The organism is Streptomyces sp. CC224B, from assembly GCF_030010595.1.
Taxonomy (GTDB): domain Bacteria; phylum Actinomycetota; class Actinomycetes; order Streptomycetales; family Streptomycetaceae; genus Streptomyces; species Streptomyces longispororuber.
Genome location: NZ_JASCXL010000051.1, coordinates 45176 through 67119, shown reverse-complemented (window position 1 = coordinate 67119; position 21944 = coordinate 45176). Strand labels below are relative to the sequence as shown.

The 21944-nt window shown below is 74.7% G+C and carries 20 protein-coding genes; 7 read left to right on the top strand and 13 right to left on the bottom strand.

From position 1 onward, the window contains the following. The 7 genes from QK440_RS21135 to cobT all read right to left on the bottom strand — a co-directional run. Positions 1 to 823 (bottom strand): biotin/lipoyl-containing protein (locus QK440_RS21135; protein WP_349239305.1); only part of this gene is annotated, 823 nt, incomplete at its 3' end. 98 nt (positions 824 to 921) lie between these two features. Beyond that, positions 922 to 2310, bottom strand: coding sequence for a dihydrolipoyl dehydrogenase (lpdA, locus tag QK440_RS21130; protein WP_282794727.1), 1389 nt, complete (start codon positions 2308 to 2310; stop codon positions 922 to 924). Positions 2311 to 2751: 441 nt separating this feature from the next. Then, the gene (locus QK440_RS21125) at positions 2752 to 4317 is read right to left on the bottom strand and encodes a leucyl aminopeptidase (RefSeq protein ID WP_282794726.1); all 1566 of its coding nucleotides are present in this window, start codon (positions 4315 to 4317) and stop codon (positions 2752 to 2754) included. Between the two features lie 102 nt (positions 4318 to 4419). Further along, the gene (locus QK440_RS21120; protein WP_282794725.1) at positions 4420 to 5214 is read right to left on the bottom strand and encodes an adenosylcobinamide-GDP ribazoletransferase; all 795 of its coding nucleotides are present in this window, start codon (positions 5212 to 5214) and stop codon (positions 4420 to 4422) included. 223 nt (positions 5215 to 5437) lie between these two features. Continuing rightward, positions 5438 to 6118, bottom strand: coding sequence for a hypothetical protein (locus tag QK440_RS21115; RefSeq protein WP_282794724.1), 681 nt, complete (start codon positions 6116 to 6118; stop codon positions 5438 to 5440). After that, positions 6115 to 7881 (bottom strand): phosphatidylglycerol lysyltransferase domain-containing protein, encoded by a 1767-nt coding sequence (locus QK440_RS21110; protein WP_282794723.1) that lies wholly within the window; start codon positions 7879 to 7881, stop codon positions 6115 to 6117. The genes QK440_RS21115 and QK440_RS21110 overlap by 4 nt, the downstream gene beginning before the upstream one ends. Before the next feature lie 163 nt (positions 7882 to 8044). After that, on the bottom strand, positions 8045 to 9091 hold the full coding sequence (cobT, locus tag QK440_RS21105) for a nicotinate-nucleotide--dimethylbenzimidazole phosphoribosyltransferase (RefSeq protein WP_282794722.1): 1047 nt from the start codon (positions 9089 to 9091) through the stop codon (positions 8045 to 8047). Positions 9092 to 9179: 88 nt separating this feature from the next. On the opposite strand from cobT, the gene QK440_RS21100 reads away from it, so the two are divergent. Continuing rightward, positions 9180 to 10097: a class I SAM-dependent methyltransferase gene (locus QK440_RS21100; protein ID WP_282794721.1), complete on the top strand. Its 918-nt coding sequence runs from the start codon at positions 9180 to 9182 to the stop codon at positions 10095 to 10097. A 24-nt stretch (positions 10098 to 10121) separates the two neighbouring features. Here QK440_RS21100 and QK440_RS21095 read toward each other — a convergent pair whose 3' ends face one another. Further along, positions 10122 to 11333, bottom strand: a complete 1212-nt coding sequence (locus QK440_RS21095; protein WP_282794720.1) for a bifunctional adenosylcobinamide kinase/adenosylcobinamide-phosphate guanylyltransferase — start codon at positions 11331 to 11333, stop codon at positions 10122 to 10124. A gap of 89 nt (positions 11334 to 11422) precedes the next feature. Between QK440_RS21095 and QK440_RS21090 the strand changes: the two genes are divergently transcribed. Next, a complete protein-coding gene (locus QK440_RS21090; RefSeq protein WP_282794719.1) occupies positions 11423 to 11644 on the top strand; it encodes a hypothetical protein in 222 nt (73 codons plus the stop codon). A gap of 198 nt (positions 11645 to 11842) precedes the next feature. Here the strand turns inward: QK440_RS21090 and QK440_RS21085 are convergent, their stop codons facing one another. From QK440_RS21085 to QK440_RS21075, 3 genes are all read right to left on the bottom strand, one after another. Then, entirely contained in the window at positions 11843 to 12913 is a 1071-nt protein-coding gene (locus tag QK440_RS21085; RefSeq protein ID WP_282794718.1) for a trypsin-like peptidase domain-containing protein, read from the bottom strand. Positions 12914 to 13223: 310 nt separating this feature from the next. Further along, on the bottom strand, positions 13224 to 13922 hold the full coding sequence (locus QK440_RS21080) for a methyltransferase domain-containing protein (RefSeq protein ID WP_282794730.1): 699 nt from the start codon (positions 13920 to 13922) through the stop codon (positions 13224 to 13226). Between the two features lie 53 nt (positions 13923 to 13975). Then, positions 13976 to 14578, bottom strand: coding sequence for a DUF3043 domain-containing protein (locus QK440_RS21075; protein WP_282794717.1), 603 nt, complete (start codon positions 14576 to 14578; stop codon positions 13976 to 13978). Between the two features lie 344 nt (positions 14579 to 14922). Here QK440_RS21075 and QK440_RS21070 point away from each other — a divergent pair, with 344 nt between their 5' ends. The 4 genes from QK440_RS21070 to QK440_RS21055 all read left to right on the top strand — a co-directional run bounded on the left by QK440_RS21070 (position 14923) and on the right by QK440_RS21055 (position 18218). Next, positions 14923 to 15720, top strand: a complete 798-nt coding sequence (locus tag QK440_RS21070; RefSeq protein WP_190139806.1) for a PspA/IM30 family protein — start codon at positions 14923 to 14925, stop codon at positions 15718 to 15720. 27 nt (positions 15721 to 15747) lie between these two features. Continuing rightward, positions 15748 to 16026, top strand: coding sequence for a hypothetical protein (locus QK440_RS21065; RefSeq protein WP_282794716.1), 279 nt, complete (start codon positions 15748 to 15750; stop codon positions 16024 to 16026). Positions 16027 to 16281: 255 nt separating this feature from the next. Continuing rightward, positions 16282 to 17541: a sensor histidine kinase gene (locus tag QK440_RS21060; RefSeq protein ID WP_282794715.1), complete on the top strand. Its 1260-nt coding sequence runs from the start codon at positions 16282 to 16284 to the stop codon at positions 17539 to 17541. Next, positions 17538 to 18218 (top strand): response regulator transcription factor, encoded by a 681-nt coding sequence (locus QK440_RS21055; RefSeq protein ID WP_282794714.1) that lies wholly within the window; start codon positions 17538 to 17540, stop codon positions 18216 to 18218. The genes QK440_RS21060 and QK440_RS21055 overlap by 4 nt, the downstream gene beginning before the upstream one ends. A 130-nt stretch (positions 18219 to 18348) precedes the next feature. Here QK440_RS21055 and nadA read toward each other — a convergent pair whose 3' ends face one another. After that, entirely contained in the window at positions 18349 to 19563 is a 1215-nt protein-coding gene (gene nadA, locus QK440_RS21050) for a quinolinate synthase NadA (protein WP_282794713.1), read from the bottom strand. A 242-nt stretch (positions 19564 to 19805) separates the two neighbouring features. Between nadA and QK440_RS21045 the strand changes: the two genes are divergently transcribed. Next, positions 19806 to 20162, top strand: coding sequence for an iron-sulfur cluster assembly accessory protein (locus QK440_RS21045; RefSeq protein WP_282794712.1), 357 nt, complete (start codon positions 19806 to 19808; stop codon positions 20160 to 20162). A 93-nt stretch (positions 20163 to 20255) separates the two neighbouring features. Here the strand turns inward: QK440_RS21045 and QK440_RS21040 are convergent, their stop codons facing one another. Continuing rightward, positions 20256 to 21866: a hypothetical protein gene (locus tag QK440_RS21040; protein ID WP_282794711.1), complete on the bottom strand. Its 1611-nt coding sequence runs from the start codon at positions 21864 to 21866 to the stop codon at positions 20256 to 20258. Positions 21867 to 21944: the final 78 nt, after the last annotated feature.

The following is a 21944-nucleotide window of genomic DNA, read 5'->3' as shown; positions in this document are numbered from 1 at the left end:
CGGGCTGCGCCGGGGCGGCGGGGGCGGCCGGCTGGGCCGGGGCCTCGGCCTGGGCCGGAGCGGCCGGCTGCGCGGCGGCCGGGGCCTCCTGCTGCGGGGCGGCCTGCGGGGCCTCCTGGGCGGGGGCCTCGGCCTGCTGCGGGGCGGCCGGGGCCTCCTCCTGAGCCTGCGCCGGGGCGGCACCCGGAGCGCCGATGACGGCGAGCTTGGCGCCGACCTCGGCGGTCTCGTCCTCACCGACGACGATCTCGAGCAGCACGCCCGCGACCGGGGCCGGGATCTCGGTGTCGACCTTGTCGGTGGAGACCTCGAGCAGCGGCTCGTCGGCCTCGACCTCCTCGCCGACCTCCTTCAGCCAGCGGGTGACGGTGCCCTCGGTGACGGACTCGCCGAGCGCGGGCAGCGTCACGTCGGTGCCCTCGGCGGAGCCGCCGGACGACGCCGGGGCCTCCTGCGCGGGGGCCTCGGCCTGCTGCGGGGCGGCCTGCGGGGCCTCCTGCTGCGGGGCCTCCTGGGCGGGGGCCTCGGCCGGGGCGGCCGGGGTCTCGGCCTGCGCCGGGGCGGCGGAGCCGCCCGCGTCGCCGGAGCCGTCGTCGATGACGGCCAGCTCGGCGCCGACCTCGACGGTCTCGTCCTCGGCGACCTTGATGGAGGCCAGAACGCCGGCGGCGGGGGAGGGGATCTCGGTGTCGACCTTGTCGGTCGACACCTCCAGCAGCGGCTCGTCGGCCTCGACGCGCTCGCCCTCGGCCTTCAGCCAGCGGGTGACAGTGCCCTCGGTGACGCTCTCGCCGAGCGCCGGAAGGGTTACGGAAACCGCCATGGTTTCAGTTGCTCCTTACGAATGTGGGGTCTCCCCCGGCCCGAGCGTAGTCGGGAGCCGGGGAAGGAAGTCTGGTCGTCGCGCCCGTGGACTGAAGGTCAGTCGTGCGAGTGCAGCGGCTTGCCGGCGAGGGCGAGGTGGGCCTCGCCGAGCGCCTCGTTCTGCGTCGGGTGGGCGTGGATGAGCTGCGCCACCTCGGCGGGCAGGGCCTCCCAGTTGTAGATGAGCTGGGCCTCGCCCACCTGCTCACCCATGCGGTCGCCCACCATGTGGACGCCGACCACGGCACCGTCCTTGACCTGGACGAGCTTGATCTCGCCCGCGGTCTTCAGGATCTTGCTCCGGCCGTTGCCCGCGAGGTTGTACTTGAGGGCGACGACCTTGTCCGCGCCGTAGACCTCCTTGGCCTTGGCCTCGGTGATGCCGACCGACGCGACCTCGGGGTGGCAGTACGTCACCCGCGGCACGCCGTCGTAGTCGATCGGCACGGTCTTCAGACCGGCCAGGCGCTCCGCCACCAGGATGCCCTCGGCGAAGCCGACGTGCGCGAGCTGGAGGGTCGGGACGAGGTCGCCCACGGCGGAGATCGTCGGGACGTTCGTCCGCATGTACTCGTCGACGAGGACGTGGCCGCGGTCCATGGCGACGCCCTGCTCCTCGTACCCGAGGCCCTGCGAGACCGGGCCGCGGCCGATCGCGACGAGCAGCACCTCGGCCTCGAAGGTCTTGCCGTCGGCGAGGGTGACCCGCACGCCGTTCTCGGTGTACTCGGCCTTGTCGAAGAAGGTGCCGAGGTTGAACTTGATGCCGCGCTTGCGGAAGGCGCGCTCAAGGAGCTTGGAGCTGTTCTCGTCCTCGGCCGGCACGAGGTGCTTGAGGCCCTCGACGATGGTCACGTCGGTCCCGAAGGACTTCCACGCGGAGGCGAACTCGACGCCGATGACGCCGCCGCCCAGGATGATCGCGGACTGCGGGACGCGGTCCAGGGTCAGGGCGTGGTCCGAGGAGATGACGCGGTTGCCGTCGATCTCCAGGCCCGGCAGGGACTTCGGCACGGAGCCGGTCGCCAGGAGGATGTGACGGCCCTGGACCCGCTGTCCGTTCACGTCGACGGAGGTCGGGGACGACAGCCGGCCCTCGCCCTCGATGTAGGTGACCTTGCGGGAGGCGACCAGGCCCTGGAGGCCCTTGTACAGGCCCGCGATCACGTCGTCCTTGTACTTGTGGACGCCCTTGATGTCGATGCCCTCGAGGCTGGCCTTGACACCGAACTGCTCGGCCTCGCGCGCCTGGTCGGCGATCTCGCCGGCGTGCAGCAGGGCCTTGGTGGGGATGCAGCCGTTGTGCAGGCAGGTGCCGCCGAGCTTGTTCTTCTCGATCAGTGCGACGTCCAGACCCAGCTGCGAGGCGCGCAGGGCCGCGGCGTAACCGCCGCTACCACCGCCGAGGATCACTAGGTCGAAAACGGTGCTGGCGTCGTTCGCCACGTCACGTCCTCCATGCATGTGCGCCGTGCGCCGGACCCCGCTTCCCGGGGACCACCGGTCGGTCGGCTGGTATTCGGCCGCTCTTCTTCGGCCCTGTGGTGGGGGCCCTGTCCTGCCGAGAACCCATCTTCGCACTTGTCGGCGGCAGGCGGGACGCCGGGCCGTGCTGTGGCGGGCCCGGCGCCCGCGCCACGGGGCCGCGGCCGGGCGGGACCCCGCGGATTTCGTTGAGAGCGAAACTGTCGTACTGCGCTGTACCGCGCCGCACTGCGGCGTACCGCGGTCTGCTGCGGCGTACCGCGACGCACCGCGACGTACGGCGGCATACCGCGGTGTACGCGGCCGCACGCGGCGACACGCGTACGGCCCCGGGCACGCGCGTGTCCCCGGAGCCGTACGCGTGGCGTGGGCCGGCCCCGGTCGGCCGGGACCGGCCGAGGATCAGCCGAGGTCGCCCGCGGCGGTGCGCTCCGCGAGGCGCACCAGCGTGCGGACGGCGGAGCCGGTGCCGCCCTTGGGGGTGTAGCCGTACGGCGCGCCCTCGTGGAAGGCCGGGCCCGCGATGTCCAGGTGGGCCCAGGTGATGCCCTCGCCCACGAACTCCCGCAGGAACAGACCCGCGACCAGGCCGCCGCCCATGCGCTCGCCCATGTTGGCGATGTCGGCGGTGGGGGAGTCCATGCCCTTGCGCAGGTGCTCCGGCATCGGCATCGGCCAGGACGGCTCGCCGACCTCCTCGGCGACCTCGTGGATCGACGCCCGGAAGGCGTCGTCGTTGGCCATGATGCCGAAGGTGCGGTCGCCGAGGGCCAGCACCATCGCGCCGGTCAGCGTCGCCACGTCGACGATCGCGTCGGGCTGCTCCTCGGAGGCCTTGGTGAGCGCGTCGGCCAGGACGAGGCGGCCCTCGGCGTCGGTGTTGAGGACCTCCACCGTCTTGCCGCTGTACATGCGCAGCACGTCGCCCGGACGGGTGGCCGAGCCGGACGGCATGTTCTCGGCGAGCGCCAGCCAGCCGGTGACGTTGACCTCCAGGCCCAGGCGCGCGGCGGCGACCACGGCCGCGAACACGGCGGCGGCGCCGCTCATGTCGCACTTCATGGTCTCGTTGTGACCGGCGGGCTTGAGCGAGATGCCGCCCGAGTCGTACGTGATGCCCTTGCCGACGAAGGCCAGGTGCTTCTTCGCCTTCGACGAGGTGTACGACAGCTTGACCAGGCGGGGCGGGGCCGCCGAGCCGGCGCCGACGCCGAGGATGCCGCCGTAGCCGCCCTTGGCGAGCGCCTTCTCGTCGAGCACCTGCACCTTGATGCCGTGCTCCTTGCCGGCGGCCGTGGCCACGGCGGCGAAGGCCTCCGGGTCGAGGTCGTTCGGCGGGGTGTTGACCAGGTCGCGGGCGCGGTTGAGCTCCTCGGAGACGGCGACGGCGCGCTCGACGGCGGCCTTGTAGGCCTTGTCGCGCGGCTTGCCGCCGAGCAGGGTCGCCTCGGCGAGCGGGCCCTTGGCGCCGTTCGCGTCCTTGGCCTTGCCCTTGGTGGCCTTGCCCTTGGCGGTCCCGCCGTCACCGGCGGCGTTCTTGTACGCGTCGAAGGAGTACGCGCCGAGCAGCGCGCCCTCGGCGATGGCGCCGGCGTCGGCGGCGTCCTCGACGGGCAGCGCGAACCCTGCCTTCTTCGCACCGGCGAGGGCACGGGCGGCCGCGCCGGCGGCGCGGCGCAGGGCCTCACCCTCGTACGCCCGGTCCTTCTCGGGGGCCGGGCCGAGGCCGACTGCCAGGACCACCGGCGCCTTGAAGCCGGATGGCGCGGGCAGCTTCGTCACCTCGCCCTCGGCGCCCGAGGCGCCGAGGGTCTCCAGGACGGACGCGAGCTTGCCGCCGTACGCCTTGTCCACGGACTCGGCGCCCGGGGCCACGAGCGGCCCCTTGGCGCCCTTCGCGACACCGACGACGATCGCGTCGGCGCGCAGGCCGGACGCCGCGGCGGTGCTGAGAGTCAGAGCAGTCACGGTGCTGAAGTCCCTCTTTCATGTGGAGGTTTCTCGAGTTCCAGCGGGCTTCGGGGTGGTAAGCCCGTCGCGAGCCTACGCCCGTAAGCGATGCGGTGTGCCTCACTGTGCGTGTGGGCCGAGGGCGAGCACAAGCAGCGCGGCGGTGGCGGCGGTCTCGGCGAGTCCGCCGAAGACGTCGCCGGTGACGCCGCCGAAGCGCCTGCGGCAGTGGCGCAGGAGGCCCTCGGCTGCGGCGCAGGCGAGCAGCACGGCGGCCGCGTTGCGCACGGCGTCGTAGGGCCCGAGGGCCGCCCCTGCGGCGGCGGCGGCGACGGCGGCGCCCACCGCCACCGCAAGCGCGGCCCCCGCCGGGACCGTGCCCGCGACGGCCGCGCCGAGCCCCTCGGGCCGGGCCGCGGGCACCTTCGCGCGGGCGGCCAGGGTGAGCGCGAGCCGGGCGGCGGTGGCGGCCAGGGCGGCCCCGGCCAGGCCGTGCGCCCAGCCCTCGGCGTACAGCTCGGCGAGGGCCGCGACCTGCGCGAACACCGCCAGGACCAGGGTGATCACGCCGAACGGGCCGATGTCGGACTGCTTCATGATCCGCAGCGCGTCGGGGGCGGGCTTGCCGCTGCCGAGGCCGTCGGCGGTGTCGGCCAGACCGTCGAGGTGCAGCCCGCGGGTGCCCGCGGCGGGCACGGCCACGGCGGCGACGGCGGCCAGCAGCGGGCTCGCGCCGAGCGCGACCAGGGCGGCCCCGGCGCCCCCGGCGCCCAGCCCGAGGACGAGCCCCACGACCGGCGCGCACAGCATGCCCGCGCGGGCGGCGTCCCGGTCCCAGCGCCTGACGTGGACGGGGATGACACTGAGCGTGCCGAAGGCGAAACGCAGCCCGTCGACGGGCCTGGATCTGGGCATCAGCCCACGCTACCCGCCGACGGCGGCACACCCCCACGGGAGGGCCGGGCAGTGCGGCGGGACAGGAACGGGCGGGCGGGTGGGTGGAATCCGCCGCGGCGCGGCGGCGTCGAACGACCACCCGCACCCGCCGACGGCGGCGCGGCCCCACGGGGAGCCCGGGCCGCCCGGCGGGGCAGGAACGGGCGGGCGGGTGGGAGAGCATCCGCCGCGCAGCGGCGGGTCAGCCCGAGCCCGGCGGCACCCCGGCCCGGCGCCGGGCCCGCCGCGCAGCGTCCACCGCGCACAGCGCGAACGCCGCCGCGATGGCCGCCAGATGCTCCTTGCCCGCGAGGTTGTTCTTGACCAGCACCTCGACGACCATCAGCACGACCACCAGCGCCCCGGTGGCGTACGCCCGGTAGCGCCAGCACACGAACACCGCGAGCCCGACGACGGCCGCCGACGGCCCGGTGTCGACGACCTGCGCGTCGGAGGCCGGCAGCCCGAGCCAGGTGTCGGGGCCGAGGGCGATGGCCAGGCGCGCGTACAGGGTGCCCGCGAGCGTGGCCGCGTACCCGACGAGCAGCGTCCGCCACCGGCCGAGGCACAGCTCGGCGATGCCGAAGACCAGCAGGATCTGGACGAGCGCGCCCCACACCGGCAGGTCGAGGGCCGGGACGAAGAGCGAGAGCGGGGTGCGCAGGAGCGCGAGCCACAGCGGGTCCTCGGCCCGCACCGAGCCGACGTCCTGCACGAACCGATAGCCCCAGGACTGGTTCTGCACGTACTGGAACAGCCCCGTCAGGCACACCGCGCCGAGCGTCATCGGGATCGCCCGCAGCCGCCGGGCCGCGAGCGCGTCGCGCAGGGCGCGGGAGAGAGCGCCCCACTCGGCACGGGCCAGCCGGGACAGGGTGTTCATCTTCGGGACTCCAAGTGTGTACGGTGCAGCCATTTCGGCAGGCCCGGCGCTTCCAGGAAGCCCTCGGCACGGGCGGACGCGACGCCGATGCGCGGCAGGTCACCGCTCTTCTCGAAGAGGAGGAAACGCGGCTCCCAGATGGGCCGGTACTTGGCGTTGGCGCGGTACAGCGACTCGATCTGCCACCACCGGGAGAAGAAGCTGAGCAGCGAGCGCCACAGCCGGAGCACCGGGCCCGCGCCGAGCCGCGAGCCACGCTCGAAGACCGATCTGAACATCGCGAAGTTCAGCGACACCTGCGTGATCTGGATCTCTGCGGCGCGCTGGAGCAGCTCGATGACCATGTACTCGACCAGGCCGTTGTCGGCGTCGCGGTCCCGGCGCATCAGGTCGAGCGAGAGCCCGTGCGGCCCCCACGGCACGAAGGACAGCAGCGCCTTCAGCTCCCCGTCGGCGTCCGTGCACTCCAGCATCACGCACTGCCCGTCGGCCGGGTCGCCGAGGCGTCCCAGCGCCATGGAGAAGCCGCGCTCGGTGGCGCCGTCGCGCCAGTCGTCGGCGCGCTCCAGGAGGTACGCCATCTCGTCGTCGGGGATGTCGGCGTGGCGGCGGACGCGCACCGTGTACCCGGCGCGCCTCACCCGGTTGTAGGCCTGGCGGACGGTGCGCATGGCCCGCCCCTCCAGGGTGAAGTCGGCGATCTCCACGACGGCCTCGTCGCCGAGCTCCAGGGCGTCGAGGCCGTGCCGGGCGTAGATCGTGCCCGCCTCCTCGCTCGCGCCCATCACCGCCGGGGTCCAGCCGTGCTCGCGCGCCTGGGCCAGCCACGGCTCGATCGCGCCGGGCCAGGCCTCGGGGTCGCCGATCGGGTCGCCCGAGGCCAGCGAGACGCCGCCGATCACGCGGTAGGCCACCGCGGCCTTGCCGGTCGGCGACCACACCACGCTCTTCTCGCGGCGCAGCGCGAAGTAGCCGAGCGAGTCGCGCTCGCCGTGTTTGTCGAGCAGCGCGCGCAGCCGGGCCTCGTCGTCCTCGGTGAGCGGGTCGACGGCCTTGCGGGAGCGGAAGGCGGCGTACAGGACGGCGACGAGCAGCAGCGTGCTGAGGATGTTGACGGCGACGTCGACCCAGCCCGGCGTGGTGATGCCCGCGAACCGCTCGTCGTCCGCGGCCAGCGACACCAGGCGCATGGTGCCGTAGCGCCAGCGGTCCAGGAACGTCGAGCGGTACTCGTCGTGGGCGTGGTTGGTGACGGTCACCAGGAGCGCGGCCAGCAGCGACGTGACCAGCAGCCCGCCGGCGGCGACGGCCGCCGCCAGCTTCGGGTTCGCGCGGTCGCCCTTGGCGTAGAACTCGCGGCGCCCGGCGACGAGCGCGGCGACGAAGCCCGCGGTGAGGGCCAGCGAGATCCAGTTCTGCGCGTGCCGCCGGATCTCCGGGAAGGACATCGCCACCGCGAACAGCACCAGGAACAGGCCGCTCAGCACGGTGTTGAGGATCCACGCGGCCCGCTTGCGGCGGCGCATGGTCACCGCGAGGAAGGCGGTGAACAGGCCGGAGGCGAAGCCCGCCGTGAGGAGGTACGGCGTGAAGTAGTCCTCCGTGTTGTGCCGCCTGAGGTCCTGCCCCAGGGAGACCCAGACGGCGCTGAGGAGGTTGACGAACGTGACGGCCCGCAGATACCAGACGGCCGCCGCCGCGGCTCTCCGCGAAACCGCGGTGGACGTCCTGCGCTGCTCTTCCTTCGGCCGTTCATCTCCCATGAAAAGGGATCTTATGGGGCGGTGTGGCGTGATATGGGGGCACGGCCCGGAGGCCCGGCCGTTCCCGCGGCGGCCGGGGACCCGACGGCTGCACGGTGACCACACCCGGCGGCTCCCCGACGACCGGGGGCCCGGCGGCTCCCCGGTGACCGCAGCCCGGCGGCTACTCGGTGACCGGGACCTCCGCGGCGAGCGCCGCGGCCGCCCGCACCAGCGGCACCGCGAGCAGCGCGCCCAGCCCCTCGCCGACCTTCACGCCGTGGCTGAGCAGCGGTTCGAGGGCCATCCGGTCCAGGGCCTTGGCCTGCGCGGGCTCCCCGCTGTCGTGGCCCGCCAGCCACCAGTCCGGCGCCCGGAAGGCGACCCGCTGGGCCACCAGCGCCGCCGCCGCGGCGACCACGCCGTCCAGGACGACGGGCGTGCGCCGCACCGCGCTCTGCAGCAGGAACCCCGTCATGGCGGCGATGTCGGCGCCGCCCACCGCCGCGAGCAGCTGCACCTGGTCGCCGAGCACCGGCCGCGCGCGCCGCAGCGCGTCGCGGACCGCCGCGCACTTGCGCATCCACGCCAGGTCGTCGATCGGCCGCCCGCCACGGCCGGTCACCACGGACGCGTCGGTGCCGCACAGCGCCGCGACCAGGGTCGCCGCGGGGGTCGTGCCGCCCACGCTGATGTCGCCGAGGACGACCAGGTCGGTGCCGGAGTCGGCCTCCTCGTCGGCCAGCGCGATGCCCGCGCGCACCGCCCGCTCGGCCTCGTCCTCGGTGAGCGCGTCCTCGGTGTCGATGCGCCCGGAGCCGCGCCGCACCCGGTGGCCCGCGACCTCGGCGGGCAGCTCCTCCGGGTCGCAGTCCAGGGCCAGGTCGACGACGCGCACGGGCACGTCCAGGCGGCGTGCGAGCACGGCCGTCGGCGCGGCCCCGGACAGCACCGACCGCACCAGCTCCGCGGCGCCGCCCGCGGGCCGCGCCGAGACGCCGAGCCCGGCGACGCCGTGGTCGCCCGCGAAGAGCAGGGCGCGCGGCCGCTCGATCGGCTTGACCGGGACGGACGCCTGCGCCGCGGCCAGCCACTCGGCGAGCTCGTCCAGGCGGCCGAGCGCGCCGGGCGGCAGGCCCTGCCGCTCCCTGCGCTCTTCGGCGTCGCGGCGCACCCCTCCGTCGGGCCGCTCGATCAGGTCGGTGAAGTCGTCGAGAATCAGCGAGCTCATTCGGCGAACAGTACCGGCGCGGGCGGGCGGGCCAGCGCGCGGCCCTGACGTCGTTGCCCCGCCGCCTCCCATCCCATACGTTCCTTTTGTGCCGATTCGCTCCACCTCGTATGCCGCCTCGCACGCCGCCCCGCACGCCGCCCCGTACGCCGCCCCGGGCACCGACCCGCACCTCGCCCCGCCCCTCGACCCGCACAGCGCCCCGTACCTCGTCACGCACACCGCCCCGGGCGCCGGCCGGCGGACCCCCGGCGGCCCCGTCGCGCGCATGCTCCGCGCCCGGCACACCCCGCGGCGCCACCGGGCCGCCGTCCAGGCCCTCGCGCACCTGGCCGAACCCGAGAGCTGGCTCGACGTCGGCACCGGGCCCGGTCACTTCCCGGCCGCCGCCAAGGACGTGCTGCCGTACACCGCGTACGACGGGACCGATCCCGGCCCGGCCGTCGAGGCGGCCCGCGACGCCGGGCACGTCGAGGAGGCCCACCGCGGCCGCCTGCCGGACCTCGCGCCCCGCCTCGCCGGCCGCTACGACGTGGTGAGCATGGTTCACCACCTGGAGCGCGTCCCCGACGCCCGCGCCGAGCTCGCCGCCGCCCGCACCGTGCTGCGGCCCGGCGGGCACCTGCTGATCGAGGCGTTCGACCCCGGCTCCCGCAGCGCCCGGCTCCTCGGCCGCTGGTGGCTGCCCCGCGCCGGGGCGCGCCGCCCGCACCTGCTGCCCCTCGCCGGGCTCCGCGACACCCTGGACGGGCTCGGCCTCACCGTGGTCGACGTCGAGCGCCGCGCCCCGCACCTCCCGCTGGACCTGACCGGCGCGACCGTCCTGCTGCTCGACCGCCTCCTGCCCCGGGCCCGCCTCCCGCGCCGCGTCTGCGCCTGGGCGGCGGCGCCCCTGCCCGCCCTCGTCCACGTCCTCGAGCGCCTGCTCGCCCCGCTGCTCGTCCGCACGGGCTTCGCCAACGCCTACCGCGTCGTCGCCCGCCGCGACACCGACGCCGGTACGTGAACGGGGCGCGGGCCGCCCGGAGGTTCAGCCGCGCAGCGGCAGCGCCTGCCCCGCCACCACGAGCAGCACGTGCTCGCACTCGGCGGCGAACGCGGCGTTCAGACGGCCCAGCTCGTCGCGGTAGCGGCGCCCCGACGCGGTCGCCGGGACGATGCCCGAACCGACCTCGTTCGAGACGGCGACGACCGTGCGCCGCGTGGCCCGCACGGCGTCCGTGAGCTCCGCGACCCGCTTGCGCAGCGCCCGCTCCCCGCCGCCCGCCCACTCGGCGTCGTCCCACGCGCCCACCTCGTCCATCGCGTGCGTCAGCCACAGCGACAGGCAGTCGACGAGCAGCGGCGGCCCGGGCTCCGCCAAGAGCGGCACGAGGTCGCAGGTCTCCGTGGTGCGCCAGGACCCCGGCCGCCGCTCGCGGTGCGCCCGTACCCGCTCCGCCCACTCCGTGTCCCCGCCGCGCAGTCCGCCCGTGGCGACGTACAGGACGTCGGGGAAGGCCTCCAGGCGCCGCTCGGCCTCCACGGACTTGCCGGAGCGGGCGCCGCCGAGGACCAGGGTGCGGCGCGGCACGTCCGGCACGTCCTCGTACGCGCCGACCACCAGCGTGGTGCCGTCCGGCACGGCCCGCGCGCCGGCCGCCGCGAGCCGCCGGGCCAGCTCCGGGCCCGGCGGCACCTCGTGGCCGAGGTGCACGGCGACGACGTCCGTGGTCGGGCCTACCGCACCGGCCGCCCGCAGCCGCGCCAGCCCGTCCGGGCGGCCCACGACGTCCGCCACGACCATCTCGTACACGACCTGCCCGTCGCCGTTCTCGGCGCCCACCCCGGCGGGGGCGCAGCCCGGCGGCAGGTACAGCAGCCGCTCGCCGTCGGGGCCCGTCACCTCGTAGCCGGTGCCGGGCGCGTCCATGGCGACCGCGCGCACCCGGTGCCCGGTGAGCAGCGCGAGCTCGCGGCCGTCCGGGACCCGGCCCGGCTGCGGCAGCCCGGCCGGCACCTCCACGGCGGGCCCGTCGTGCGGGTGCGAGAGCAGCACCTGGCGCACCCCGCCGAGCGAGTGCCCGGCGCGGGCGGCGGCGAACGCGGCCCCGGGCGTCAGGTCGAGCAGCAGCACACCGTCGACGAGCAGCGCCGTCGCGGCGCGCACCTGGTCGCCGAGTGCGGTCGCGCAGGCGGCGCAGGGGCAGCCGGGGCAGGGCAGTCCCTCGGGGGCTCCGGTGCCGAGCAGAGTCAGTTCCACAGGAAGATCCTCCCGCGTCGCCCCCGGCGCCGCGCGCCCGGCTAGGCTTCAAGCGGCTTCGGGACACCACTGGACCTCGGGAGGCTGACATGGCGGCATGGACGTGGCGGTTCGAGAAGGCGGACGGGACGGAGGTCCGGCCTCCCGTGCAGCCGGAGGAGTTCACCACCCAGGGCGACGCCGAGACCTGGATCGGCGAGCACTGGAAGGAGCTCTCCGAGGGCGGGGTGGACCAGGTGACGCTCCTGGAGGACACGGCGAAGATCTACGGCCCGATGAGCCTGCACGCCCAGGACGCGGCCCAGGGCTGAGCACCGGACCTCCGGCCGCGCCACGAGCCGGAACCGGTCACCGGGCCGCAACCGGTCACCGGGCCGCAACCGGTCACCGGGCCGGAACCGATCACCGGGCCGGAACCGATCACCGAGGCGGGGCCGTCGGCCCCGCCTCGCGCCGTCCGCGCCGCCCCCGGGGGATCGCACCGGGGCGGCGGCGGAGGAGCGCCGGTGTCACACCTCGCCGAGCGTGACCTCCGCGGTCCGCTCCGCGCCGTCCCGTACGTACGTCACCCGCACCTCGTCCCCGGGCCGGTCCGAGGCCAGTGCCTCCGCCAGGGACGTGACGGTGGTGACCTCGGCGTCCCCGACCTTGGTGATGACGTCCCCGGCCCTGAGGCCCGCCCGGTCGGCGGCGCCGCCGTCGCGCACCTCGGCCACGGCCACGCCCGCAGGCCGGTAGTCGTCACCGAGGACCGTGCGCCCGCTGATGCCGAGCGCCGCCCGGCCCGAGTCGGTGACCCGCCCCTTCTCGACGATCTGGTCCGCCACCGTACGCACCATCGACGCGGGGATCGCGAACCCGATGCCCGGCGCCGCGCCGCCGCCCATGGCCGGGTCGGTCGCGGCCAGCGTGGGGATGCCGACGACGTCGCCGTCGAGGTTCACCAGGGCGCCGCCGCTGTTGCCGGGGTTGATCGCGGCGGACGTCTGCACCATGTTGCCGATGGTGGCGCCGGTGCCGCCGCCGGCGCGGCCCTCGCTGACCGTGCGGCCGGTCCCGGACACGATGCCCTGCGTGACGCTGGAGGACAGGCCGAGCGGCGAACCCATCGCCAGCACGATCTGGCCCACCTCCACCTTCCCCGAGTCGGCGAAGTCCGCGGCCCGCAGACCGCGCGGCGCCTTGTCGAGCTTGATGACCGCGAGGTCCTGCTCCGGGTACGCCGAGACCAGCGTGGCCGCGAGGGGCTCCTCGCCGGTGGCCGTGGTGACGCGGAACCTCTTCTCCCGGCCCACCACGTGCGCGTTGGTGACGATGTGCCCCTTGTCGTCGTAGACCACGCCGGAGCCGAGGCTGTTTGAGGCGTCGATCTGCACGACGGAGGGGAGCGCCTCCTTGACGACCCGCAGGTAGTCGTCCTGCAGCGCGTCGGCCGCGGCGGGCGCCGCCGCGGCCCGGGAGGCCGCCGCCTGGGTGGTCGATCCCTGCCGGGACGGGCCGCTCTGCCCGGTGCATCCGGCGGCCGCGAGGCCGGTCGCGGCGAGGGCGGCCGCCAGGGCGAGGACACGCGAAGCTCTCATACCCCCCGAGTCTCGGGGGAGCCACGGCCCCCGTCCTGCGGCACGCCTCCGAACAGGGGGCCGCGAGCAGGGAGCCGCGAGCAGGGCGCGGGCGCCCCCGGGCAGTCGTGCCTGGGCAGCCGGGCCCGGGCCCTGGATCAGCCGCGCCCGCGCGCCCGGGCCAGCAGCGCGCCTACGCGCCCGGGTCAGCCGCGCCCACGCGTGCCGGGACCGGTCGCGCTCCCGCCCGCGGAGCCCTCACGCCCGCGGAGCCCTCACGCCCGCGGAGCCCTCACGCCCGCGCGGGCCCGGTCGCGCCCGCGCGCACGCGTCAGTCGCGCGCCCCGCACACGTGCAGGAGCGAGGCCACCGCGCGGTAGGGGTCGGTGCGTCCCGCCCGCTCCTCCGCGGTCAGCAGGGCCTCGAAGTCGTCCCCACCGACGGGCGGATCCGCGGCCCCGCCGAAGACGCGCACCCCGTACCAGGCCCGCAGCGGTGCCGCGATCCCCGCGAGCGCCGCCGTCGTCGCGTCGAGCCGGTGCGCCCGCGCCACCGCCCCGGAGGAGTCCCGGTACGTGTCGGCGCCGAAGGCCGCGAGCGCCCCGCTCCAGTCCCCCCGCAGCGCAGGACCCATGGCCAGCGCGTCGGCGTTCCGTACGACGAGGGACAGGAGCCCGCCCGGCGCGAGGACGCGGCCGAGCCCGGCGAGCAGCGCGTCCGGCTCGTCCACGTACGGGAGCACCCCGTGGCAGAGCACGACGTCGAAGCTGCCCGGCGGGAAGTGCACCCCCGTGTCCCGACCGTCGCCCTCGACGATCCGCATCCGCGACCTGATGCCCTCCGGCTCGGCGGCCGTCGCGGCCCGCGCGGCGGCGAGCGCGGCGGCGTCCCGCTCGACGCCCGTCACCTCGTGTCCGGCCCGGGCGAGCCGGAGCGCCTGGGCGCCGTCCCCCATGCCGACGTCGAGCGCCCGCAGCCTGCGCCCCACCGGGAACCGCGCCACGATCTGTTCGTCGAGCTGCCGGGCCACCAGCTCCCGGCACACCGCCGGCCACGTACCAGGGCTCGCGCCCCGGCCCTGGCTCAGGGCCGCTCCCCGCGCTTGACCTGCGGCTTCGGCAGCCGCAGCCGGCGCATCTGGAGCGAACGCATCAGGGCGTACGCGACGGCGCCCTTCTTGTGCTCGTCGGGGAAGCGCTGGTTCAGGCGCTTCTTGAGCCGGAAGCCGGTGGTGATCGAGTCGAGCACGATCAGGACGATCACGACGAGCCACAGCAGCAGCGCGATGTTCTGGAGCTGCGCGACGCGGACCAGGCTCAGGACCAGGATGAGCACGGCCGTCGGCAGGAAGAACTCGGCGACGCAGAACCGGGAGTCCACGAAGTCACGGGCGTACTTGCGCACCGGCCCCTTGTCCCGGGCGGGCAGGTAGCGCTCGTCGCCGCTGGCCAGCGCCTGGCGCTGCTTCTCCAGGTTCGCGCGGCGCTCCTCGCGCGCCCGCTTGGCGGCCTCCTTGCGGGTCGTCGGCGTGTTCATCACGCTGCGGCGCTGCGACTGGGCGGCGGCCCGCTTGGGGGTGGGTCGGCCCTTGGGGGCCTGGGGGTCTCGGGGCTGCGCGGACGGAACGTCGGTCACCGGCGCCTTGGCGGCCGGGGCCTTCTCGTCCTTGGATCGGCTACGGAACACAAAAGCCAAGGGTACGGGGTACCAGGGCGGCGCGGGGCCGCAGGCCCTTCATTGCAAGGGCGGGCGGGTGGCCGGAGACGGGCGGGTGTGGACCTCGGCCCGCCGGGGAACGATCCGGCGACACCGCGCGTCCTCATGGTGTGGTCGAGGTGGGGGCAGGAGCAGGTACGGGCGGTTCCCGGGGTCGCACCTACTCCTTGCGCCGGATGGGCGGGCGGAGCAGTCGTCCTTGGGGATGAGCGCATCCACCCGCGAACAGTGCGGTAATGGATACGGAGCCCGTACCGTGGGTTCTGTCGCAGTGCTGGAGCTGGAAGTCCGTCAGAAGGGGGCGCGCGAAGCCCATGAGCGGTGTCATGAAGCGTATGGGGATGATCTTCCGCGCGAAGGCGAACAAGGCCCTTGACCGGGCCGAGGACCCGCGCGAAACCCTCGATTACTCGTACCAGAAGCAGTTGGAGCTGCTGCAGAAGGTGCGCCGCGGCGTCGCCGACGTGGCGACCTCCCGCAAGCGCCTTGAGCTGCAGCTCAACCAGCTCCAGAAGCAGTCCTCCACCCTGGAGGACCAGGGCCGCAAGGCGCTCGCGCTCGGCCGCGAGGACCTGGCCCGCGAGGCGCTCTCCCGCCGCGCGGCGCTCCAGCAGCAGGTCACCGACCTGGAGACGCAGCACCAGACCCTGCAGGGCGAGGAGGAGAAGCTCACCCTCGCGGCCCAGCGCCTGCAGGCCAAGGTCGACGCGTTCCGGACGCGCAAGGAGACCATCAAGGCGACCTACACCGCCGCCGAGGCCCAGACCCGTATCGGCGAGGCCTTCTCCGGCATCTCCGAGGAGATGGGCGACGTCGGCATGGCGATCCAGCGCGCCGAGGACAAGACGGCCCAGCTCCAGGCCCGCGCCGGCGCGATCGACGAACTGCTCGCCTCCGGCGCCCTCGACGACCCCTCCGGCCTCGCCAAGGACGACATCCAGACCGAGCTCGACCGGCTCTCCGGTGGTACAGATGTAGAGCTGGAGCTCCAGCGCATGAAGGCCGAGCTGGCCGGCGGCTCCGGTGCCACGCCCAAGCCCGCCATCGAGGGCGGCCAGGGGCAGGGCCAGGCGTCCCGGACGCACGACACCCCGCGCTTCGACAAGCAGTAGCCACCGCTCACGTCCGAGGAGGGCGTCATGATCGTCAGGATCATGGGGGAGGGGCAGGTGAAGCTGGCCGACAGCCACTTCGCCGCACTGAACACGCTGGACGACGAACTCCTCGAGGAGATGGAGGGCGGCGACGAGGCCGGTTTCCGGCGCACGCTGCACGCCCTCCTGGACAAGGTCCGCGAGCTCGGGGAACCCCTTCCCGACGACGCCCTCGAGCCCTCGGAGCTGATCCTTCCCGCGCCGGACGCGTCGCTCGCCGACGTCCGCGCCATGCTCTCCGACGACGGGCTCATCCCGGGCTGACGACGGGCCTCGTCGTCCCGGCCTGATGGCGGCCTCGTCCCCGGCTGACGGTGGCCTGTCCCCCGCTGGCGGCGGTCTCGCCCCCGTGCGCCGGCGACGGCCCCGTCCCCGGCCGGCACCGCGACCCGCCACCGCGCACCTCTCCGGGGGCGGGCGATCGCCGGGACCTCCCCGTCGTCCGGAGGTACGTCAACCCCTTCGGGCCCGAACCCGCTTTCCGTTCCCCCGCCGGAAGGCGCCCCGTACCGTTTAGCCGTGACCAACTTCGAACGGTGCCGGGGCTGGGCCAGGACGCACCCGTTGGCCGTGGACGCGGTCCTCGCGGCCGCCGCCCTCATCTGCATGGTCATCGGCTCCTTCGCCGAGCCCTACCAGGAGGACGGCTCCACCTGGAACGTGCACGCCCCGGGCGCCCTCAGCCTGACCCTCATGACACTGGGCGCGGCCACGCTCGTCCTGCGCCGCCGCACCCCCTGGACGGTGCTCGCCGTCACCAGCGCGTTCTCCCTCGTGGAACTGGTGTCGACCGGCCCCCGGGCCCCGGTCGTCATGTGCGCCGTCATCGCCCTGTACACCGTGGCCGCCCGCACCAACCGCCCCACCTCCTGGCGCATCGGCCTGGTCACCATGGCCGGCCTCACCGGCGTCGCCATGTTCGCCGGACCGCTGCCCTGGTACGCGCAGGAGAACATCGGCATCTTCGCCTGGACGGGCATGGCCGCGGCCGCGGGCGACGCGGTGCGCAGCCGCCGCGCCTTCGTCGACGCCATAAGGGAGCGGGCCGAGCGCGCCGAGCGCACCCGTGAGGTGGAGGCGCGGCGCCGCGTCGCCGAGGAGCGGCTGCGCATCGCCCGCGACCTGCACGACGTCGTCGCCCACCACATCGCCCTGGTCAACGTCCAGGCCGGCGTCGCCGCGCACGTCATGGACAAGCGGCCCGACCAGGCCAAGGAGGCCCTCTCGCACGTCCGCGAGGCCAGCCGGTCCGCGCTCGGCGAGCTGCGCGCCACCGTCGGCCTGCTGCGCCAGAACGGCGACCCGGAGGCGCCCACCGAGCCCGCGCCCGGCCTCGGCCGCCTCGACGACCTCGTCGACACCTTCCTGCACGCGGGGCTGCCCGTGGAGGTGGCCCGCGGCGACAGCGGCCTGACGCTCCCGGCGGCCGTGGACCTGGCGGCCTACCGGATCATCCAGGAGGCGCTGACCAACGTGCAGAAGCACGCGGGCGAGCACGCCAAGGCGGAGGTCAGCGTGGTCCGCGTGGGGTCGAACCTGGAGGTCACCGTCCTCGACGACGGGGCCGGCGCCGACGCCGCCGAGCGGCCCGCCGACGACCCCGAGCGCGGCGGCGGCCACGGCCTGCTCGGCATGCGCGAGCGCGTCAGCGCGCTGGGCGGCCGGTGCAGTGCCGGGCCCCGCTACGGGGGCGGCTTCCGCGTCCATGCGATCCTGCCGGTCACGACCACGGAACAGGGCGGCCGGGAGCACACCCCGGCCAGGGGAGGGACCGCGTGACGATCCGGGTGCTGCTCGCCGACGACCAGGCGCTGCTGCGCAGCGCGTTCAAGGTCCTCGTCGACTCCGAGCCCGACATGGCGGTCGTGGGGGAGGCGTCCGACGGCGCCGAGGCCGTCCGGCTGGCGAAGGCCGAGGCCGCCGACGTCGTCCTGATGGACATCCGGATGCCCGGCACGGACGGCCTCGCCGCCACCCGCATGATCAGCGACGACCCGGCCCTGTCCCACGTCCGTGTGGTCATGCTGACGACCTTCGAGGTCGACGAGTACGTGGTGCAGTCCCTGCGCGCCGGGGCGTCCGGCTTCCTCGGCAAGGGCGCCGAGCCCGACGAACTGCTCGGCGCCATCCGCGTCGCGGCGGCGGGCGAGGCGCTCCTGTCGCCCACCGCGACGAAGGGGCTCATCGCCCGGTTCCTGGCCCAGGGCGACGGTGAGGACGCGGAGTCGCCCGCCCGCAGCGAGCGGCTCGACGCGCTCACCGGGCGCGAGCGCGAGGTGCTCGTCCAGGTCGCCGGGGGCCTGTCGAACGACGAGATCGCCGAGCGCCTCGAAGTCAGCCCGCTCACCGTGAAGACGCACGTGAACCGCGCCATGGCCAAGCTCGGCGCCCGCGACCGCGCCCAACTGGTCGTCATCGCCTACGAGACGGGCCTGGTGCGGCCCCGCGGCGACTGACCCGCGCGGACGGCGTACGGGCCGGTCACCGCACGGGTGAGGGGCGCCCGCCCTGGCGAACGCCCCTCACCGAGCCGCGTACCCGCGGCAGTACAGCAGCACGGCAGTGCAGCAGCACGGCACCGTCCGGCTACGGCAGCGCCAGCATCCGCTCCAGCGCCAGCTTCGCGAACTGCTCGATCTCGCGGTCGACTTCGATGCGGTTGACGAGCTTGCCGTCGGCCAGCGACTCCAGCGCCCACACCAGGTGCGGCAGGTCGATGCGGTTCATGGTGGAGCAGAAGCACACCGTCTTGTCGAGGAAGACGATCTCCTTGCCCTCCGGGGCGAAGCGGTTGGCCAGGCGCCGCACCAGGTTCAGCTCGGTGCCGATGGCCCACTTGGAGCCCGCGGGCGCCGCCTCCAGGGTCTTGATGATGTGCTCGGTCGAGCCGACGTAGTCCGCCGCGGCGACGACCTCGTGCTTGCACTCGGGGTGCACGAGGACGTTGACGCCGGGTATCCGGGCGCGGACGTCCTCGACCGACTCCAGCGAGAAGCGGCCGTGCACGGAGCAGTGGCCGCGCCACAGGATCATCTTCGCGTCGCGGAGCTGCTCGGCGGTCAGGCCGCCGTTCGGCTTGTGCGGGTTGTAGACGACGCAGTCCTCCAGGGACATGCCCAGGTCGCGGACCGCGGTGTTGCGCCCGAGGTGCTGGTCCGGCAGGAACAGGATCTTCTCGCCCTGCTCGAAGGCCCACTCCAGCGCCCGCTTGGCGTTGGACGAGGTGCAGATCGTGCCGCCGTGCCTGCCCGTGAAGGCCTTGATGTCCGCGGACGAGTTCATGTACGAGACCGGTACGACCTGCTCGGCGACGCCGGCCTCGGTGAGCACGTCCCAGCACTCGGCGACCTGCTCCGCCGTGGCCATGTCGGCCATCGAGCAGCCGGCCGCCAGGTCCGGGAGGACCACCTTCTGGTCGTCGGTGGTCAGGATGTCCGCGGACTCCGCCATGAAGTGCACGCCGCAGAAGACGATGTACTCCGCCCCCGGCCGCGCCGCCGCGTCCCGGGCCAGCTTGAAGGAGTCGCCGGTCACGTCCGCGAACTGGATGACCTCGTCGCGCTGGTAGTGGTGGCCGAGCACGAAGACCTTGTCGCCGAGCTTCTCCTTGGCGGCGCGGGCGCGCTCCACCAGGCCGGGGTCCGACGGCGCGGGCAGGTCGCCGGGGCACTCCACGCCTCGCTCGCTCCGGGGGTCGGCCTCGCGGCCGAGCAGCAGCAGGGCGAGCGGAGTCGGCTGAACGCCGAGGTCACCGAGGTCCACGGCGGCCACGGGGGATTGGGCGGTGGTCACGACACGCACCCTTTCTTCTGAAATGTCGCGGCGGCGTAGCCGCCTCCAGTGGAGCCGGTGCTTGCACCGGGGGCTTTTCGTCTAATTGACGTTATCTATCATAACCGCTTCACGTCAGTTTGACGATGGCCATAGTGTCGATGTGACGCATCCCCCGTCGTGGCCCGTGTGCGAGCATGGGAATGAATACGCGGTCCCGCCGGTTGCTACCGGTCGGCAAGCAGTCTCCGTACAACCCGGGAGAGATGTAGATGTCCGTATCGGACGAGACCACCACCGTCACCGACGGCATCATCCTGACCGACGCCGCCGCGGCCAAGGTCCAGGCCCTGCTCGACCAGGAAGGCCGCGACGACTTGGCGCTGCGCGTCGCCGTTCAGCCCGGTGGCTGCTCGGGTCTGCGCTACCAGCTCTTCTTCGACGAGCGCTCGCTCGACGGTGACGTCGTCAAGGAGTTCGGCAGCGTGAAGGTCGTCACCGACCGCATGAGCGCTCCGTACCTGGGTGGTGCCTCCATCGACTTCGTCGACACGATCGAGAAGCAGGGCTTCACGATCGACAACCCGAACGCCACGGGCTCCTGCGCCTGCGGCGACTCCTTCAGCTAGGACGTACGGCCGGCCAGGACGTACGGCTGGACGTACCGCATGAAGGCGGTGGCCCCCGGCTCGGGGGCCACCGCCTTCATGCGTGTGCGCGGGCTACGTCCGCGGCGCGGGCTCGCCCCTCACCTCGCCCTTGTCCCGCGGCACCGCCGCGCCCTCGGGGGTCACGACCTTCCGGCCGTCCAGCGGCTTCTCCAGCGTCACCGGCAGCGTGTAGAACTTGCCCAGGTCGATGCACATCTTGCCCTTCTCGCCGGTCGCGGTGACCTTCACGGTGACCTGCCGTCCGCTCTCCGCCGCCGTCGCCTCGTACGTATCGCACACCCCGCCCGTGAAGTGCAGCGCCAGTGTCCTGCCGGACGAGCTGTACCCGTCGATCCGGACGTCCTTGGTGACGATGCCCGGCTCCGCGGGCCCGGGCTCCGGCTCGGCGTCACCGGGCAGGCCGGGCGCCTTCAGGTACGCCGGTTCCACCGCCGGGTGCGACACCGTGGAGGAGACCGGCGCGCCGTGCGGCCGCACCTCGAACAGCCACGACGGTACGAGCGTCTGCCGCCCGGCGACGAAGTGCGCGGCCAGGCCGAACGTGGCGCCGACCACGGGCACCGGCCGCGGCTTCGGCGGCACGGTCGGCTCGCACGGCGCCTGCTCGCGCGAGCCCGGCGTGCCGTCCTCGGCCCCGGGCAGCGTGCGCGGCCCGGGCGCCTTCTTCTCCGGCTCGGCCGGGTTCACGGGCTTGTCCGGCTCCTCGGGCACCGCGGGCTTCCCGGGCTTCTGCGGCGTGCGCGGCGCCGGCGTCGCGCAGCCGCCGATGCCCACCCGGCCGTTGCCGGACGCGTTCAGCAGGTCGAGGGCCTTCTCCGCGCTCACCACGGGGTACGTCGCGCCCTTGCGCAGCGCGGCGAGGTGGCCGCTGCCGCCGACCACCTGGCCGTCCCCGTCCACCTGCACGCCGGTCGACCAGCCGTACGTCGGCAGGCCGTCCACCTCGGGGGACGCGTTGACCACCCGCACCGACCCCATGAGCTGGCCCGCGTCCAGCTTCGCGCCGTCCTGGCCGAGGGCCTTGAGGACGGGCGCGGCGGCCTTCTTCGCGGCCGCCTCCCCGACGGGCGTGCCGGTCTCCGGGGAGGTGCCGTCCGGACAGGGCCGGCCCTTGCGGCAGTTGTCGCCGCCCCCGGGCTCGTGGCGGCTGAACGTCCAGGTGCCGGGGGCCTTGCGGGCCACCTGGAGGGAGGGGCCCGAGCCGTCGTCGGCCGGCCCGAGCCGCCAGGCGTCGCCCTGCGCCACGGGCGTGCCGGACAGGCCGAGGGCCTCGGCGAGGCGCGTCACGCTCTCCCGGGTGACCTCGCCGCGCGGCGCGTACACCGCGGCCGAATCCGGCCCCTTCGGCAGCTCGCCCACCGCCCGGTAGGTCGCGCCGGTGGGGTCGGGCTCGCCCGGGGCGATGCCCTCCGAGGCGCCGCCGCCCGTCCCGTTCGTACGGCCCGGTCCGGAATCGGAGTGTCCGCCCTTTCCGTCCGCGTATCCGTCGAGGGCGAGCGGGGGCGGTGTGCCTCCGCCGCCCGCCGGGGCGCCGCCACCGTCGTCGGACGAGGCCGTGAGCAGGTACGTCCCGCCGCCCGCCAGCAGCACCGCGGCCGCGACCGACGTCACCACCAGCGATGACCGCCGCCGCCGTCCGTCCCGCGTCTGCTCGGTGTCCACCGCATCGCTCCTTCGCGTGCCGTGCCGTCTGGAGAGCCCGTACGGCGGTCCGTCACGGAGCGTGCGCACCGCGTCGTC